General features: G+C 63.4%; 17 protein-coding genes and 1 riboswitch. Of the genes, 9 read left to right on the top strand and 8 right to left on the bottom strand.

Translation table 11 applies throughout. The features are described 5' to 3' along the window. Window positions 1-98: 98 nt before the first annotated feature. The gene (locus GEV39_RS10805) at window positions 99-977 is read right to left on the bottom strand and encodes a helix-turn-helix domain-containing protein (RefSeq protein WP_173888882.1); all 879 of its coding nucleotides are present in this window, start codon (window positions 975-977) and stop codon (window positions 99-101) included. Between the two features lie 172 nt (window positions 978-1,149). On the opposite strand from GEV39_RS10805, the gene pobA reads away from it, so the two are divergent. From pobA to sodC, 4 genes are all read left to right on the top strand, one after another. Then, entirely contained in the window at window positions 1,150-2,337 is a 1,188-nt protein-coding gene (pobA, locus tag GEV39_RS10810; RefSeq protein WP_173888884.1) for a 4-hydroxybenzoate 3-monooxygenase, read from the top strand. Window positions 2,338-2,452: 115 nt separating this feature from the next. Further along, on the top strand, window positions 2,453-4,243 hold the full coding sequence (gene ggt / locus GEV39_RS10815) for a gamma-glutamyltransferase (RefSeq protein WP_173888886.1): 1,791 nt from the start codon (window positions 2,453-2,455) through the stop codon (window positions 4,241-4,243). A 69-nt stretch (window positions 4,244-4,312) separates the two neighbouring features. After that, window positions 4,313-5,194: a LysR substrate-binding domain-containing protein gene (locus GEV39_RS10820; RefSeq protein ID WP_173888888.1), complete on the top strand. Its 882-nt coding sequence runs from the start codon at window positions 4,313-4,315 to the stop codon at window positions 5,192-5,194. 113 nt (window positions 5,195-5,307) lie between these two features. After that, window positions 5,308-5,823, top strand: a complete 516-nt coding sequence (sodC, locus tag GEV39_RS10825; RefSeq protein WP_173888890.1) for a superoxide dismutase family protein — start codon at window positions 5,308-5,310, stop codon at window positions 5,821-5,823. 101 nt (window positions 5,824-5,924) lie between these two features. Here the strand turns inward: sodC and GEV39_RS10830 are convergent, their stop codons facing one another. Next, entirely contained in the window at window positions 5,925-6,761 is an 837-nt protein-coding gene (locus GEV39_RS10830) for a bifunctional allantoicase/(S)-ureidoglycine aminohydrolase (RefSeq protein ID WP_029886486.1), read from the bottom strand. 306 nt (window positions 6,762-7,067) lie between these two features. Here GEV39_RS10830 and GEV39_RS10835 point away from each other — a divergent pair, with 306 nt between their 5' ends. Together GEV39_RS10835 and GEV39_RS10840 are read left to right on the top strand one after the other, a co-directional pair. After that, window positions 7,068-7,946 carry an NHL repeat-containing protein gene (locus GEV39_RS10835; protein ID WP_173888891.1) on the top strand — a complete coding sequence of 293 codons (879 nt, stop codon included), beginning with the start codon at window positions 7,068-7,070 and terminating at the stop codon, window positions 7,944-7,946. 77 nt (window positions 7,947-8,023) lie between these two features. Continuing rightward, the gene (locus tag GEV39_RS10840) at window positions 8,024-8,707 is read left to right on the top strand and encodes a TetR/AcrR family transcriptional regulator (protein ID WP_173888893.1); all 684 of its coding nucleotides are present in this window, start codon (window positions 8,024-8,026) and stop codon (window positions 8,705-8,707) included. Window positions 8,708-8,723: 16 nt separating this feature from the next. Here the strand turns inward: GEV39_RS10840 and GEV39_RS10845 are convergent, their stop codons facing one another. Beyond that, window positions 8,724-9,731 (bottom strand): GlxA family transcriptional regulator, encoded by a 1,008-nt coding sequence (locus tag GEV39_RS10845; RefSeq protein WP_173888896.1) that lies wholly within the window; start codon window positions 9,729-9,731, stop codon window positions 8,724-8,726. 181 nt (window positions 9,732-9,912) lie between these two features. Between GEV39_RS10845 and GEV39_RS10850 the strand changes: the two genes are divergently transcribed. Then, window positions 9,913-10,383, top strand: a complete 471-nt coding sequence (locus GEV39_RS10850; RefSeq protein ID WP_173888898.1) for an FAD/FMN-containing dehydrogenase — start codon at window positions 9,913-9,915, stop codon at window positions 10,381-10,383. A gap of 89 nt (window positions 10,384-10,472) precedes the next feature. After that, entirely contained in the window at window positions 10,473-10,685 is a 213-nt protein-coding gene (locus GEV39_RS10855; protein WP_009686692.1) for a PLDc N-terminal domain-containing protein, read from the top strand. A 58-nt stretch (window positions 10,686-10,743) separates the two neighbouring features. Here GEV39_RS10855 and GEV39_RS10860 read toward each other — a convergent pair whose 3' ends face one another. Continuing rightward, entirely contained in the window at window positions 10,744-11,055 is a 312-nt protein-coding gene (locus GEV39_RS10860; protein ID WP_173888900.1) for a hypothetical protein, read from the bottom strand. Between the two features lie 280 nt (window positions 11,056-11,335). Between GEV39_RS10860 and GEV39_RS10865 the strand changes: the two genes are divergently transcribed. Further along, entirely contained in the window at window positions 11,336-12,250 is a 915-nt protein-coding gene (locus GEV39_RS10865) for a DMT family transporter (protein WP_173888902.1), read from the top strand. Here the strand turns inward: GEV39_RS10865 and GEV39_RS10870 are convergent. The 4 genes from GEV39_RS10870 to GEV39_RS10885 form a co-directional block, all read right to left on the bottom strand. Next, window positions 12,225-12,944 (bottom strand): TorF family putative porin, encoded by a 720-nt coding sequence (locus tag GEV39_RS10870; RefSeq protein ID WP_173888904.1) that lies wholly within the window; start codon window positions 12,942-12,944, stop codon window positions 12,225-12,227. The two genes, GEV39_RS10865 and GEV39_RS10870, sit on opposite strands and share 26 nt — an antisense overlap. 81 nt (window positions 12,945-13,025) lie before the next feature. After that, complete coding sequence (locus GEV39_RS10875) at window positions 13,026-13,277, bottom strand: hypothetical protein (protein ID WP_173888906.1); 252 nt, start codon at window positions 13,275-13,277, stop codon at window positions 13,026-13,028. 230 nt (window positions 13,278-13,507) lie between these two features. Next, complete coding sequence (locus GEV39_RS10880; protein ID WP_173888908.1) at window positions 13,508-14,527, bottom strand: branched-chain amino acid aminotransferase; 1,020 nt, start codon at window positions 14,525-14,527, stop codon at window positions 13,508-13,510. 181 nt (window positions 14,528-14,708) lie between these two features. Further along, complete coding sequence (locus GEV39_RS10885; protein WP_173888910.1) at window positions 14,709-15,068, bottom strand: hypothetical protein; 360 nt, start codon at window positions 15,066-15,068, stop codon at window positions 14,709-14,711. Between the two features lie 187 nt (window positions 15,069-15,255). Next, a riboswitch (cobalamin riboswitch) is annotated at window positions 15,256-15,468 on the top strand. Window positions 15,469-15,472: the final 4 nt, after the last annotated feature.

Consider the following 15,472-nt stretch of genomic DNA (forward strand, 5'->3'; position numbering starts at 1 on the left):
GGGCGGAAGTATCCGGGTATCCTGAGGCCAGCTTGACGTAAACGTCAAGCAAGCGCGAGCGTGGGCATGGCCTGCGGACCTGGGGCCAGGCAGGCCGATCATTCAGGCTGCACTGCCCGCCGATACGCATTGGGCGTTTGCCCGCTCAGGCGCTTGAACCAGCGGGCAAAGTAGGTGGGGTCGCTGAACCCCAGGCTATCGGACAACTGGCCGATGCTCATGCGTGTGTAAACCAGGCTGCGCCGCGCCTCGAGCAACAGGCGCTGGTGCACCACCTGCAACGCCGTCTGCCCGCTCAGCGCCCGGCACAGCTGGTTCAACTGCAGGCTCTGCACATTCAGCCGTGCGGCGAATGCCTCTATCGACAAGTGCTCGCGGTAGTGCGCTTCGACCAGGCGCAAATATTGCCCCAGCAACTGGCGGTCGCGTTCATCGCGCGTGCGCGGGGCCTGCCCAAGCTGCTGACGGCGGCTGATCCACACCATCAGGGCGGTCACCAACGCCTCCAGCATGGCCGCGCGCGAGGGGGCGTTGCCCTGGTATTCCTGCTGCAAGGTCTCGATCAGGCTGCGCAGGTGCGCGCGGTCCCGGCCCAGCGGGTAGCTTACCGGCTTGGACAACACCGCCAGCGGTGCGCCCAGGCGCTGCTCAAGGTTGGCCACCAGCGCGTCTCCAAACGTGAGCACGTGGCCCTGGATGTCGGCACTGAAGCGAAAGCCATGCACGGTCAGGGGGGGCACCACCTGGATCGCGGCTTCGCTTATGGCAAAGCGTGTGCCCTCGATTTCCACCTGGGCCTGCCCGCGTTGCACGTACAGCAGTTGAAACAGCTCGGCATGTTGGTGGGGCTTGATCTCCCAGTGGTGCAGGCGGCTGCGTGCCGGGATTGATTCACAGTGCAGCAGGTCGGTGCCAGGCCAGGCCTGGTTTTCCCCATACAACTTGAACAGTGGAACGCCGGGAAGGGTGGATTTCATCAGCTTTGGCCTGTCCGTTAATCGAACGTTTTTTGTAAAAGTGCAGGTTTTGCATTGAATAGCACAGCTCAGCTGCGGTTTTTGCCCGTAAAAATGCAAAGGCAAACCCTAACAGCAGATGCCGCGCCACCGCCAGTGCTGGGCCGGTATCGTTCCAACAGAGACAACAACAATGAAAACTCAGGTTGCAATCATTGGCGCGGGCCCGTCGGGCCTGCTGCTGGGTCAACTGCTGCATAACGCCGGTATCGACACGGTGATCGTCGAGCGCCAGACCGCCGAGTACGTGCTGGGCCGCATACGCGCCGGGGTGCTGGAGCAGGGCACGGTCGACCTGCTGCGCGAGGCCGGTGTGGCCGAACGCATGGACCGCGAAGGCCTGGTGCACGAAGGTGTCGAGCTGCTGGTGGGCGGGCGCTGCCAGCGCCTGGATCTCAAGGCCCTCACCGGCGGCAAGACGGTGATGGTCTATGGCCAGACTGAAGTGACCCGTGACCTGATGCAGGCCCGTGAAGCCAGCGGGGCAGCCACCCTCTATTCGGCCAGCAATGTTCAGCCGCATGAGCTCAAGGGCGACAAGCCCTACCTGACCTTTGAAAAAGATGGTCAGCTCCATCGCCTGGATTGCGATTACATTGCTGGGTGTGACGGCTTCCATGGGGTTTCTCGGCAGAGCATTCCCGAGGGCGTGCTCAAACAGTACGAACGGGTATATCCCTTCGGCTGGCTGGGCCTGCTGTCGGACACACCGCCGGTCAACCATGAACTGATCTATGCCCACCATGCCCGCGGTTTCGCGCTGTGCAGCCAACGTTCGCAAACCCGCAGCCGTTACTACCTGCAAGTGCCGCTGCAAGACCGTGTCGAGGACTGGCCCGACGAGCGCTTCTGGGGCGAACTGAAAGCGCGTTTGCCTGCCGAGGTGGCAGCGGACCTGGTCACAGGCCCGGCCCTGGAAAAGAGCATCGCGCCGCTGCGCAGCCTGGTGGTGGAACCCATGCAGTATGGCCACCTGTTCCTGGTCGGCGATGCCGCGCATATCGTTCCGCCAACCGGGGCCAAGGGGTTGAACCTGGCAGCCTCGGACGTCAACTACCTGTACCGGATTCTGCTCAAGGTGTACCGCGAGGGGCGTACCGAGCTGTTGCAGCAGTATTCGCCCCTGGCCCTGCGCCGGGTATGGAAGGGCGAGCGGTTCAGCTGGTTCATGACCCAACTGCTGCACGACTTCGGCAGCCATAAGGATGCCTGGGACCAGAAGATGCAAGAGGCTGATCGCGAGTACTTCCTGACCTCGCCGGCAGGCTTGCTGAACATTGCCGAAAACTATGTGGGCCTGCCGTTCGAAGAGGTGGTTTGAGGCTGCCGCCTCCCGCTGACGAGGCCGGGAGCCAGGAAAATCGCGCAAAAGCTTGAACTGGGGCTAAGCCATGACCCACAGTGGCGGGCTGAATGGGTGAAGCAGGAAGCACGCGATGACATTTTCCAAGCCACTGCTCGTGGCCCTGTGGCTGCTGGCTGCCAGCGGGGCGGCGAAGGCCGACCAGGCGCTGCCCGTAGCACCGGAGCTTGCTTCCGGGTACCGCACTGGCCTGCAGCCGGTGCATGCCAGCCGGCATATGGTGGCCGCTGCCAACCCCCTGGCCAGCGAAGCGGGGCGGGCGATACTGCGGGCCGGTGGCAGCGCCATCGACGCTGCCATCGCCATGCAAATGGTGCTGACCCTGGTCGAGCCGCAGTCCAGTGGCATTGGCGGTGGGGCTTTCATCCTGTATTGGGATGGCGAGCGCGTGCAGGCGTTCGACGGCCGCGAGGCAGCACCAGCGGGGGTCACGGAACACCTGTTCCTGCAGGCCGATGGTGAGCCGATGCCGTTCCGCCAGGCGCAGATCGGTGGCCGCTCGGTGGGGGTGCCGGGTGTGCTGCGGGCGTTGCAGATGGCCCACCAGCGCTATGGCAAGCTGCCCTGGCGCGACCTGTTTGCACCGGCCATCGCCTTGGCCCGCAGCGGCTTTGCGGTTTCCCCGCGCTTGCACACGTTGATAGCGGGTGACCCGTTCATTGCCCAGTCACCGGCCATGGCGCGTTATTTTCTGAATGAACAGGGCAGGCCCTTGCCAGTGGGGGCTACCCTGCGCAACCCGGCGCTTGCCCAAACCCTGGAGCTGATCGCTGCGCACGGCGCCGATGTGTTCTACAGCGGCGAGATTGCCCAGGCCATGGTGGCCCAGGTGCGCAGCCATGCCAATCCCGGTTACCTGTCGCTGCAGGACTTGCAGCTGTACCAGGCCAGGCAGCGCGAGCCGGTATGCGGCCCCTACAAGGCCTGGCAAATTTGCGGCGTGCCGCCGCCGTCTTCCGGCGGGGTAACGGTGTTGCAGACCCTGGGCATCCTTGAAGCCGCTCAACGTGCCGTCCCTGCGCATGACCTGGCTGGGTTGCGGCCGCAGCCCACTTCATCCCCGGCCGGCCTTGAAGCAGTGCCAATGGCCGTGCACCTGGTCGCCGAGGCCGAGCGCCTGGCGTATGCCGACCGCGCCCAGTACCTGGCAGACAGCGATTACGTGCGCGTGCCGGTCAAGGCGCTCACCCACCCGGCCTACCTGGCCAGCCGCGCCGCCTTGATCGGGGCGCACAGCATGAAGCGTGCGCGCCCAGGCCAGCCGCCTGGTGTCGACCTGGCCCTGGCGCCGGACCGCTCGCCCCTGCGCATTTCTACCTCGCACCTGAGCGCAGTGGATGACAGCGGTCATGCCCTGGCCATGACCACCTCGGTCGAGGCCGCGTTCGGCGCGCACGTGATGGTCAGGGGCTTCCTGCTCAACAACACCCTGACCGACTTTTCGTTCATCGCGCAGGAGCGTGGCCGGCCTGTGGCCAACCGGGTACAACCCGGCAAGCGGCCGCTGTCGGCCATGGCGCCGACCCTGGTGTTTTCCCGCGCTGGCGGCGAGCTGGTGGCCAGCTTGGGGTCACCGGGGGGCTCACAGATCATCGGTTACGTGAACAAGGCACTGCTCGGCCTGCTGGATTGGCAACTGGATCCGCAGCAGGCTGCGGGCCTGCCCAACTTCGGCAGCCGCAATGCCGGCACGGAAGTGGAAGCAGGGCTGGCCAGCCCGGCACTGGTCCGCCGGTTGGCGGCCTGGGGCCACGAAGTCACGCCAATGACCATGACCAGCGGCATGCAGATCATCCAGCGCACGGCTGACGGCTGGGCCGGAGGGGCCGATCCGCGGCGCGAAGGGGTCGCCCTCGGCGACTGAGCAGGGCGTTGCAGTGCCTGGGGTAGCGTGGTAGAAATCAATCTTGCCATTCATTAGTTGAATACCAAGATGCCCAGTAGCGTGAAATCGAATAGGGCCCTGTTCGACCTTGACCTGTTGCGCGCCACGGTGGTGGTGGCCGATTGCGGCAGTTTCACCACCGCAGCCGCGCGCCTGCATTCCACCCAGTCGACCATCAGCCAGAAGGTTCGCCGCCTGGAGGATATGGTTGGCCACCGGTTACTGGTACGCGGCAACCGCGACGTGCTGCCAACCGACGCCGGGCAGACCCTGCTGGGCTATGCCCGGCATATGCTGGCGCTGAACGACCAGATGCTCGAAGCCTTGGCCGGGGCCATGGTCGGCACCACCGTGCGCCTGGGTGTGCCGGAAGACTTCGTCGGCGGGCGGACCACCAATGCGCTGGCGGCGTTCAGCCGCCTGCACCCGCAGGTAAAGCTGGAGGTGACCAGCGGCCTGTGCCGCGACCTCAGCCAGGCCTACGACAACGGTGAGCTCGACCTGGTGCTGCTCAAGCAGCGGCGCAACACCCGCGAGGGCGTGGCATGCTGGCCAGAGCGCCTGCAGTGGATCGACAGTGCCCGCGCGCCCGCTTTCGAGCTGGACCCGATTCCGCTGGTGACCTTTCCGCCCCGCGGCCTGTACCGCGAAGACATGATCAATGCCATCGAAGGCATGGGCCGGCGCTGGCGTATCAGCTTCACCAGTTCCAGCCTCAGTGGCATCCAGGCGGCCGTGGCCGATGGCATGGGCATCAGTTTGCTCCCGCCGCGCGCGGCGACAGGCGAGCACCGGGTGCTGGGCGAGGGGCAGGGGCTGCCGGAGATCGATAGCTATGAAATCGTCATTGTGCACCGGCCGACCGCCGACATCATGGTCAAGGCCTTGGCCGAGGTGATGACTCAATTGCTGGCCGGGGGCAGCATCTAGCCCAGCGAGGAAAGTGTTTCAGGCTGTGGCGCGATGGAATGTCTGGCAGGGCCGTGCAGTCCCACCGTTAACGTGGGCAATACGCCCAGCAACCCAAGCCATGGAGACGCACTATGAAAACAGCTGCATTTGTCGCTTTACTGGCCGGCGCCGGGTTGGCCCAGGCGGCCGAAACGGTCGAACTCAAGCTGGCCGGCCCCGACGGCCCTGGCAAGTCCATTGGCACTATCAGCATCGAGCAGAACAAATATGGCACGTTGCTCACCCCCGCCCTTAAGGACCTGCCGCCAGGCGTGCACGGCTTCCATCTCCACCAGAACGCCTCGTGCGCACCGGCGCAAGAGGGCGGCAAGCCTGTACCAGCGGGCGCTGCGGGCGGGCACTGGGACCCGGATTCCAGCAACGCCCACAAAGGCCCTTATGATGACAGCGGTCATCGCGGCGACTTGCCGGCGCTGTATGTGGGGGCTGATGGCAAGGCCACCTATCCGGTCCTCGCGCCGCGGCTGAAGGCCACCGATTTCAAAGGCCATGCATTGATGGTGCACGCCGGCGGTGACAACCACAGCGACCACCCCGAGAAGCTGGGTGGCGGTGGAGCCCGGGTTGCCTGCGGGGTCGTGCAGTAAACGCTTGCTCGCGCGCCTGAAACAAGGCCGCCGCTGCAGGTTCACGCAAACCTGCGGGGGCGGCCTTGTGTCGGGAGCAGGGCGCCATGCGCCCCGGTGCCTCAGCGCTTGGGGTTCAGCGTCAGGTGCACGTGACGGTTTACGTCCTTGTACAGCAGGTAGCTGAACTTGCCTGGGCCACCTGCGTAGCAGGCTTGCGGGCAGAAGGCGCGCAGCCACATGAAGTCGCCGGCTTCCACTTCGACCCAGTCCTGGTTCAGGCGGTACACCGCCTTGCCTTCCAGCACGTACAGGCCATGCTCCATCACGTGGGTTTCCGCGAACGGGATCACGCCGCCGGGCTGGAAGGTGACGATGTTCACATGCATGTCGTGACGCATGTCGGCCATGTCGACGAAGCGGGTAGTGACCCAGCGGCCTTCGGTGCCCGGCATTTCAATGACGGTGGCGTTGTCACGGTGGGTCACGAACGACTCAGGTGCGTCCAGGCCCTCGACTTTCTGGTAGTGCTTGCGCAGCCAGTGGAAGGTGACATTGGCTTTGCTGTTGTTGCGCAGGCTCCACTCGGCGCCTGGCGCCAGGAACGCATAGCCGCCTGGCACCAGGGTGTGGTGCTTGCCTTCGACGGTGATGTCGAGTTCACCTTCGACGATGAACACCACGGCTTCGGCATCAGGGTCCAGCTCAGGGCGTTCGCTGCCGCCTTCCGGGGCCACTTCGACGATGTACTGCGAGAAAGTCTCTGCAAAACCGGTCAGTGGGCGGGCGATGACCCACATGCGCATCTTGTCCCAGAATGGCAAGTGGCTGGTGACGATGTCACGCATCACGCCTTTGGGGATGACGGCGTAGGCTTCGGTGAACATGGCACGGTCAGTCAGCAGCTCGGTTTGAGCCGGGTGCCCACCGTGGGGGGCGAAGTACGAATGGTTCGACATGGACAATCTCGACTTGTTGTTCTCTCCCCATGCCGTGAACCGCACCGGCCGGTGCGGCGCAGGGGATGTGGCGACAGAATAGGGTCGATCGCGCGCCATGCACAAATTAAATGTTGGAATACCCAGGATTCGATCGCTGAATGCGCGTTCGCACGCAGGGGGGGGGAGGATGGGACCCATTGGTCCGCAAAGCGGCCCCAACCGATTGACGGACTGACATCAGGTCGTGGGCTACCGATCAGATATTTCCGACATATTTTTCACATTCACTTGTTAGGATCCCCCGGCATTTCCGAGGAGCCCCCTATGCCGCCTATCCTGCGCAAGCGCAGCACCCGAATCGTCTTCAGCGCCACCACTGGCCTGTTCGTGGCCACATTGGGCTTTTTCGCCTGGCAAAGTTTCTATCCGGTGCAGGCCGCGGCAGGTTGGACAGTCGGTGTGCTGCACCGTGACGTGACCAAGGCCGCGTCACTGCTGCCGCAAGCCGATGGCAGCCTGCTGGTCAGCCGCGAGCTGGACGACGGCCGCGGCAGCATTCTCAAGATCGCCGCCGACGGTGCCCGGGTGGTAGTTGTCGACAACCTGTCCAAGCCCGACGGCATGGTCGCGGCCCAGGGCGGTTGGGTATTCAGCCAGGAGGGCGGAGCCGCCCCGGTCAGCCTGGCCCGCGATGGCAAGGTCACGCCCTTGTTCGATGGCGACAGCGTGCAAGGGCTGTGGAACGACGGCAAGCACCTGTATGCCATCGAAGACCGAAAAGGTAACGGCCGCCTCATGCGCTACGACTGGCAGAGCGGGCAACTGGACGTACTGCGTTCCGGCCTGACAGAAACCGAAGGGCTGACACGCTGTCGGGGCGACCTGTTGTACACCGAAAAAGCCAAGGGCACCGTGCGCGCCCTGGCCGACGATGGCAGCGACCCGGTGGTAGTCGACGGTTTGCGCAACCCCACGTTCCTGTACTGCGACCAGCGTGGCCTGTGGATCAGCGAGGACAACACGCACCGCGCCCGGCTGCTGCGTATCGCTGCCGACGGCAGCCAGCACACGGTGCTGACGTTTCTCAAGGCGCCCCAGGCCATCATCGCCGACGGCAAGGGCGGTTACCTGCTGGCCGAGGGCGGACGCGACCGTGTATTGCACCTGACGCCGCCAGCAGAGCCGGTCACGGCCCAGCGCTAGCCGCAACAGCGTGCTTCCCTGCACGGCCGTGCTCACGGATAATCCCCCACATTCCAATAAACAGCCTGTGAGTGGGTATGAGTGATTCCGTAGTCGGCCTTGGCCAGCCTGAAACCGAAGGGGGGCGCAGAACGCGCAAGAACAACCCCGAGAAAACCCGCGAGGATATCCTCCAGGCCGCCATCCACGAATTCGTTCAGCAAGGGCTGGCCGGGGCTCGCGTAGACGCCATCGCTGAACGCACGGCTACGTCCAAGCGCATGATCTACTACTACTTCGGCAGCAAGGAGCAGTTGTATTGCGAGTGCCTGGTCAAGCTATACGGCGATATTCGCAAGACCGAGCAAAGCCTCGACCTGGAGTCACTGCCGGCCGACCAGGCGATCCGCAGGCTGGTGGAGTTCACTTTCGACCACCACGACCGCAATGTCGACTTCGTGCGGATTATCTGCACCGAAAACATCCACTACGGCGAATACGTCAAGCAGTCCCCGGCTATTCGCGAAATGAGCAGCCTGGTGCTCGAAGCCTTGGGCAATACGCTGCGCCGCGGGGTAGAAGAAGGGGTGTTCCGTAGCGGTATCGAGGTGATCGACCTGCACATGCTGATGAGCTCTTTCTGCTTCTACCGGGTGTCCAACCGGCATACCTTTGGCGAGATCTTCCAGATAGACCTGTCGGATGACCAGGTCAAGCTGCGGCACAAGGCGATGATCTGTGATGCGGTGCTGCGCTACATCCAGGTCGAGCAGCGCCCCTGACGCTGCGCCAACCTGCTCAGTCGCCCAACCGCTGCTCACGCGAGGGCGGGTAGCCAAAATACGCCGCATAGCATTTGCTGAAATGTGACACCGAGACAAAGCCGCAAGCCACCGCCACTTCCATCACCGACAGGTCGGAATACTGCAGCAGCCTGCGGCTTTTGGTAATGCGCAGCTCCATGTAGTAACGCCGCGGCGATGTGCCCAGTTGGGCCTGGAACAGCCGGTCGATCTGCCGCCGTGAGCGCCCGCTGTAGGCGGCCAACTGGTCGAGGCTGAGGGTTTCCTCGAGGTTGTTTTCCATCAGTTCGACGATGGTACGCAGGTGCAGGCTCATGGACTTCTTGGCCCCCGGCCCGACCTGGCGGTAACGGGCGCCTGAGAACGACAGAATTTCCTCCACGCCTTCGGCCAGGCCGTCACCATACAAGCGCCTCACCAGCCCGAGCATCAGTTCCATGGCGCCGTTCGGGCTGGCGGCACTGAGCCGGTCGCGGTCCAGGGTGAAGCTGGCCGGCGTAATACGGGTTTGCGGGCTGCGCTCGGACAAACTGGCACGCTGCTCGGGGTGAACGCTGCAGCCATAGTCATCCAGCACCCCGGCGCGCCCCAGGAACCAGGCGCCGTTCCACAAACCACCCAAGGCCATGCCATGGGCCGCGCAATCACTGAGCAAGCGGTCGAGTACCGGGTATTTGAGTGGCGTACGCAAGCCACCGCAGATGACCAGCAGGTCCGGTGACTGCAACGCCTGCGTCGACAATTCGGTGGCCACCAGTTCCAGCCCCAGGTCGCTGAGCACGCGGTCGCCGTCCAGCGACAGCGGGGTGAAACTGAAGCTGTCGGTACGCAGCAGGTTGGCCGTGACCAGCACGTCCATGGCCACGGTGAAACTGGCCATGGAGAAGTGTTCGAGCAGCACGAAATCGACTCGATAAGGGGCCTTTGCATCGGCACTGCTGGCCTTGAGCCGCAGCATGTTGCTGGTACTGGTCTTCTTGCTGAACTGGCGTGGCGTGGGCACTCTGAACTCCGCTTGCTGGCTGGCTCGCAGAGTGTGGCCGGTGGCTGGAGGAAAGACAATCTCCCCGGTGGCGGTGTCGTATTACAGGTCGTGTTCAGGCAACCTGTATGGCTGCAGACTTTGCCACTATGCTTTGCCATAGGCGTTTGCATCAAACGCCTGGCCCTTGAGGAACCTTTCGATGAAATACGCCGCTGCCTTGTTGCTCAGCTTGTTGCCATTGCTGGCCACGGCCATGGAGCCGGGCGAACCGCTCGCGCCCTTCACGTTGCTTGACCAGTATGACAAGGCCTACACCCTGAGCGCGGACACCCAGGTACTACTGGTGGCGCGCGACATGGACGGCGCCAAGTTGGTCAAGGCTGCACTGGCCAACGCGCACAAAGGCTACCTGGAAGCACGCAAGGCCGTATTCGTCGCCGACATCCAGCGCATGCCCGCGTTGATCAGCAAGCTGTTCGCCATCCCGGCCATGCGCGGTTACAGCTATAGGGTGCTGCTCGACCGGGAAGGGCGGGTAGCCAGCCGGTACCCCGGGCAGCCAGGGCAGGTGCAGTGGTTGCAGTTGCAAGAAGGCAGATTGGTGAGCCAGCAGGCGTTCACCGATGCCGCGAAATTGAAGGCGGCGCTGGAGCGTGCGCCGCAGCAGTGAGGTGCGTTACCTGCAGGAGTGGTCAAAACAATCTGAACCCTCAGCGTCAATAACAACCCAAGCCATTACACGGCAAAGAGAGAGCGCTTATGGAAGTCGGAACGATCTGGATCATTGTCGCAGCCTTGGTCATCCTCATGGAAATCTGGGCCATCTGGAACATCATCGGCAGTGAGCGGCGCGCCGAACGCAAGATGTTGTGGGTGGTGTTCGTGGTCTACGCGCCAATCCCCGGCTTGTTGTTCTGGGCCTGGCGTGGCCCGCGCGCCGTCAAAGGCCGGTCCGTACTCGAAGAAAAATGACCGGCACAGGTATCAGGCGCCCGCGCGCCTGATACCGTCAGCGGTCACTTTTCAGCGGTCACTTGGGCAGCACGCTGAAGCGAATGGCGGGGCCGAGGCCGTTCACCATCAGGCAGCCGTAGAACTTCACGGTGGACAGCACGCCCAGCGTCTTCAACGCATCGTGTATGAATGCGTGGAACACGCGCTCGGCATCCTTCTGGCGGTCAGCAAGCGTCGTGGCTTCGAGCGTGACCACGCCAAGCAATGTGGTCTCGATGTGCTGCACGGTCTCCAGGCCGGTTTTCTCGCGCAGGTACGTACGTGCCTTCGCTGCATCCGCCTCATCCCCTTCGACGGTGTAAGCCAACTGAAATTCAAATTTGCTCATGGTTTTGTCCTTGATTGTGGTTAGGCCTCCGTGCCGTACCTTGCACCATACCGGCATGCGCCGGCTGAGCAAACGAACGCGATGTTCAATCACTCAGCTGCTTGTAGGAAATGGCCTACTTGACCTCGAATTAACTTAAGGTTCGGTGCCGAGGGGCTGTTCCACCCCGGCAGCAATGCCTATCCCCACCTCGCCAGGGTGGTTCGCTGCTTGTCTGGCAGGGCCGGACCCAACTACAGTGCCGTTACAACAACAAAATTCACTCAGAGGTGACCTCACCATGAGCACTGGCACTACCTCGCTTGCCGAACACAAGGCTCGGGCCTGGCTCTGGCCAGCGCTGTTCAGCCTGGTGGCATTTGCCGCCAACTCGGTGTTCTGCCGGCTGGCCCTTAAAGACGGGGCGATCGACCCAGCCTCGTTCACGGTGGTGCGCCTGGCCAGTGGTGCAGTGTTCCTGTTGGTGCTGATTCGCTTGCGCCGGCCGGCAGAGGGCATGGGCGGCACCTGGCGAGCAGGCCTGGCCTTGTGCCTGTATGCCTTCCTGTTTTCAGCGGCCTACCTGCAACTGAGCGCCGGGGCGGGCGCCTTGCTGCTGTTCGGTGCTGTGCAGATCACGATGTTCGGCTTTGCCTGGTGCAAGGGCGAACGCATCAGCGCACGGGGCGTGCTGGGGATGCTGATCGCCTTCGCCGGCTTGCTGGTGCTGTTGTTGCCAGGCGCTTCGGCGCCACCGTTCAGCGGGGCCTTGCTGATGGTTATGTCTGGCATCGCCTGGGGGGCGTACACCTTGCTCGGCAGAGGGTCGCCCAGGCCGCTGGCCGACACGGCCGGCAACTTTACCCGCAGCCTGCCCTGGCTGGTGGTGCTGGCACCGCTGCTGTTGCTGGGGGGCGGGCCACACCTCAGCGCCGGTGGCTTGCTGTTCGCCCTGGGCTCCGGTGTGCTGGCTTCCGGGGCCGGTTACGCCGTGTGGTATAGCGTGGTGCGCCAGGTCAGTGCGCAACAGGCGGCGACCCTGCAGCTGAGTGTGCCGGTGCTGGCAGGGTTGGGCGGGGTTGCGCTGATAGGCGAGCCGTTATCGCTGCGTTTGTTGCTCGCCAGTGTGGTGGTGCTGGGCGGCATTGCCCTGGCGCTGGTACCGCGCCGCCAGGCCCTGTATGAAAAGCCTAGAAGAAGCTGCGCTGGGCCTTGAGGGTGACCACGCTGTCGCAATAGGTGTTCATGCCTGAATAGGCGTCGCAGCTGGTGCCACTGAGGCTCGAGTTGCTGTAGATCAGGTTCAGGTCGATGCCTAGCCAAGGGCGCGACAGTTCCAGCGACCAGTCGGAAAAGGCATTCACCTGGCTGCCATCGCCGATGGTGAAGGGTGTGCCCAGGCGGTGATGGGCGAGTTTGACGGTGAGGTCGACATCGAACAATGGCAGTTGGCCAAAGTCGGCGAACAGCGTACCGGTGCGGTTGTCGGGGTTGTCGCGCAGTGCGCCGCCGAACCGGCTGCCAAGTACCGACACTCCCCCATACAGGGCTACGCTGTCGGCGCCGGCGATGTTTGGCTGGCTGTAGTGGATCAACCCCACCTCATAGCCCAAGGTGCTGTCGAAGTGGTGCTTGTAGCCCATGTAGCTGTCCAGGCGCAGGGTCGAGTTGGCCGCCACCCCCATGCTTGGGGCGTATTGGCCGACGTACAGCCCACTGGGGTGGCTGAAATCCATGCCGCCATGAAACGCGCCGACCGCTGTGGGTGAAATCAACCCTTGGGCCATGCTGCGGGAAGGGGTGGTGCCGAGTGTAAAGTCGAAATCGCCCAGTTGGCGCTTCATCTGCTGGGCCAGCAGAGGGGGGCTGAACAGCAGGGCAATGCTCAGCAACAGCAGGGGCCTGAACATGGTCACCGTCCTGGAGGGCTTACGGTAGAGCGTTCAAGGATACCTGCCCGAGCGGCCTCTGAAAACCTTGTAGCGGCGGGTTCAGCCTTTGGTCGAACGGTCGGCATCGGCTGCCTCGGTCACCACCGGCAGGTTGCCGGCACGCTGGATCACCCGGCGTTGCTGCTCATAGTCGTCCAGCGACAGACCGCGGCGCTGCAAGGCCTCCAGCTGTAATTGGCGGGTTTCGTCGGCGCTGTACGGGCGCAGTTCAGGGTGGCTGGCACAGCCGCTGCTGATGGCGAGGGCAAGCAGGGCAAAAGTGGCGGTCAGCAAGCGGGCCAGGGTGTTCATCAGGTAGCTCCAAGGGCCAAGGGCGTAAGTGGCGAGGCGATGGAGCTAGGTTATGTGGTTGGCGCGCGTGGTAGAAATTGCCCCTCTCGATAGTGACTATTGATGCACGCCGCCCTGGCCGTTGACGCGCAGAGGCTCAAACCTTTAAGGCGCTGCCTGATGGCTTGGTCCATGAAAAAAACGGGGCATGCCAGCGATGGCATGCCCCGTCTTTACAACGCAAAAGCGCTTCAGGCGACTTTGACGATCCAGCCAGCCGGTGCTTCCACATCACCGCTCTGGATGCCGGTCAGCTCGTTGTAGAGCTTCTGCGTGACCGGGCCGACCTTCTCCAGGTCGTGGAACACGTGCAGCTTGCCGTTGTACTCGATGCCGCCAATCGGGGTGATCACCGCAGCAGTACCGCAAGCGCCGGCTTCGACGAAGCGCTCCAGCTTGCTGATTTCCACGTCACCTTCGACCACGGTCAGGCCCAGGCGCGATTGCGCCAGCTCCATCAGCGACAGGCGGGTGATGCCTGGCAGCACCGAGGCCGATTTAGGCGTGACGAACTCATTGTTGGCGGTAATGCCGAAGAAGTTGGCCGAGCCGACTTCTTCAATCTTGGTGTGGGTCAGCGGGTCGAGGTAGATGGCGTCGGCGAAGTTGGCTTTCTTCGCTTCGGCACCTGGCTGCAGGCTGGCAGCGTAGTTGCCGCCGACCTTGGCGGCACCGGTGCCCTGCGGTGCTGCACGGTCGAAGCTGGAGATCTGGAAGTTGTGCGGTTTCATGCCGCCCTTGAAGTACGAGCCAACCGGAATGGCGAAAACCGAGAAGATGAACTCGGGGGCGGTGCGCACGCCAATGTTGTCGCCGGTGCCGATCACGAACGGGCGCAGGTACAAGGCGCCCTTACCGTGCGGTGGCACGAACTTTTCGTTGGCCTTGACCACTTGCTTGCACGCCTCGATGAACACGTCGGTCGGCACCTGCGGCATCAGCAGGCGGACGCAGCTGCGCTGCATACGGGCGGCGTTCTGGTCCGGGCGGAACAGGTTGATGGAGCCATCCTTGCAGCGGTAGGCCTTCAGGCCCTCGAAACATTGCTGGCCATAGTGCAGCGCGGTGGAGCCTTCACTGATGTGCAGCACGTTGTCTTCGGTCAGGGTGCCCTTGTCCCACTCGCCATTGCGCCATACGGACAGGTAGCGTTTGTCGGTCTTGATGTAGTCGAAACCCAGCTTGTCCCAATTAATGCTTTCGTTGCTCATGACACCCTCATTGTCTTGCTAGTGCCCGATCGCTCGGGCTGCTGTTATATGCGCACCACGCCACCTTAATACATCCGTGGCGGATCGGGAACGGCCGGTCGCAGGTTTCGTCGAGCAGCCCGCCAGCGGGCAAGGCCAGGCCGGGGAGAAAACCCAGGCCTACCGGTTTTGTCGCGAGCGTTCAGCGCCCCTGCAAGCGTTTGGCCCAGTCGCCGCCGTGGCGTTCCTGACAGGCCTGCTCACTGTCGAAGCGCACATGCCAGGCGGGGTGGTCCAGCGCTATGCCTGCTTCCTCGAGCGCCAGGCGGGTCAATGCCAGCATGCGCCCCTTCGCGTCACCCGCCAGGGCCGCCAACTTGTCCGCCTCCTGCTCGAACACCCAGGTTATCCGCAGGCTGGCGGGAAACTCATGCGGGTCAAGACGGTGGGTTAGCCAACTGAACCCGAGAATTTCCGCCTTGGCGGTTTCGCAGGCTTCGGTCAGGCACGCCACCAGCTCGCGCTCCAGCTGGGCCAGTTCACGTTTGCTCAGCGCTTTCACGGGTTGACCTCGTCATTGGCTTGCATGGGCAGGCGGTGTTCACCGGTACACTGCACAGGGCCGGGCGGGTAGGGGGCGTGAGACATGAGGTGGCCTTGAACGTGGGTCGGGCTGCCACTTTAACCCATTTGCACTGCCCACCGCCGCCCGGCCAACCCGCAACGGTTGACCACCCGCCAACCACTGCGTAGCCTTGCCACTTCGAGGTTCTTCGGCCAGGCCGAAGCTAAGACGGGAACGCGGTACAAGCCGCGGCTGCCCCCGCAACTGTAAGCACCGACAACGGATCGACACAGCCACTGCGCCAACGCGCGGGAAGGCGTCATCCCGCCAGACTGCTGCCGTGGCAGGCAACTGGAACGGTGCAAGCCAGGAGACCTGCCTCGTCACGTTTTCGACTTTCA

The sequence above is a fragment of the Pseudomonas sp. NY5710 genome, from assembly GCF_013305665.1.
In the GTDB taxonomy this organism is placed as follows: domain Bacteria; phylum Pseudomonadota; class Gammaproteobacteria; order Pseudomonadales; family Pseudomonadaceae; genus Aquipseudomonas; species Aquipseudomonas juntendi.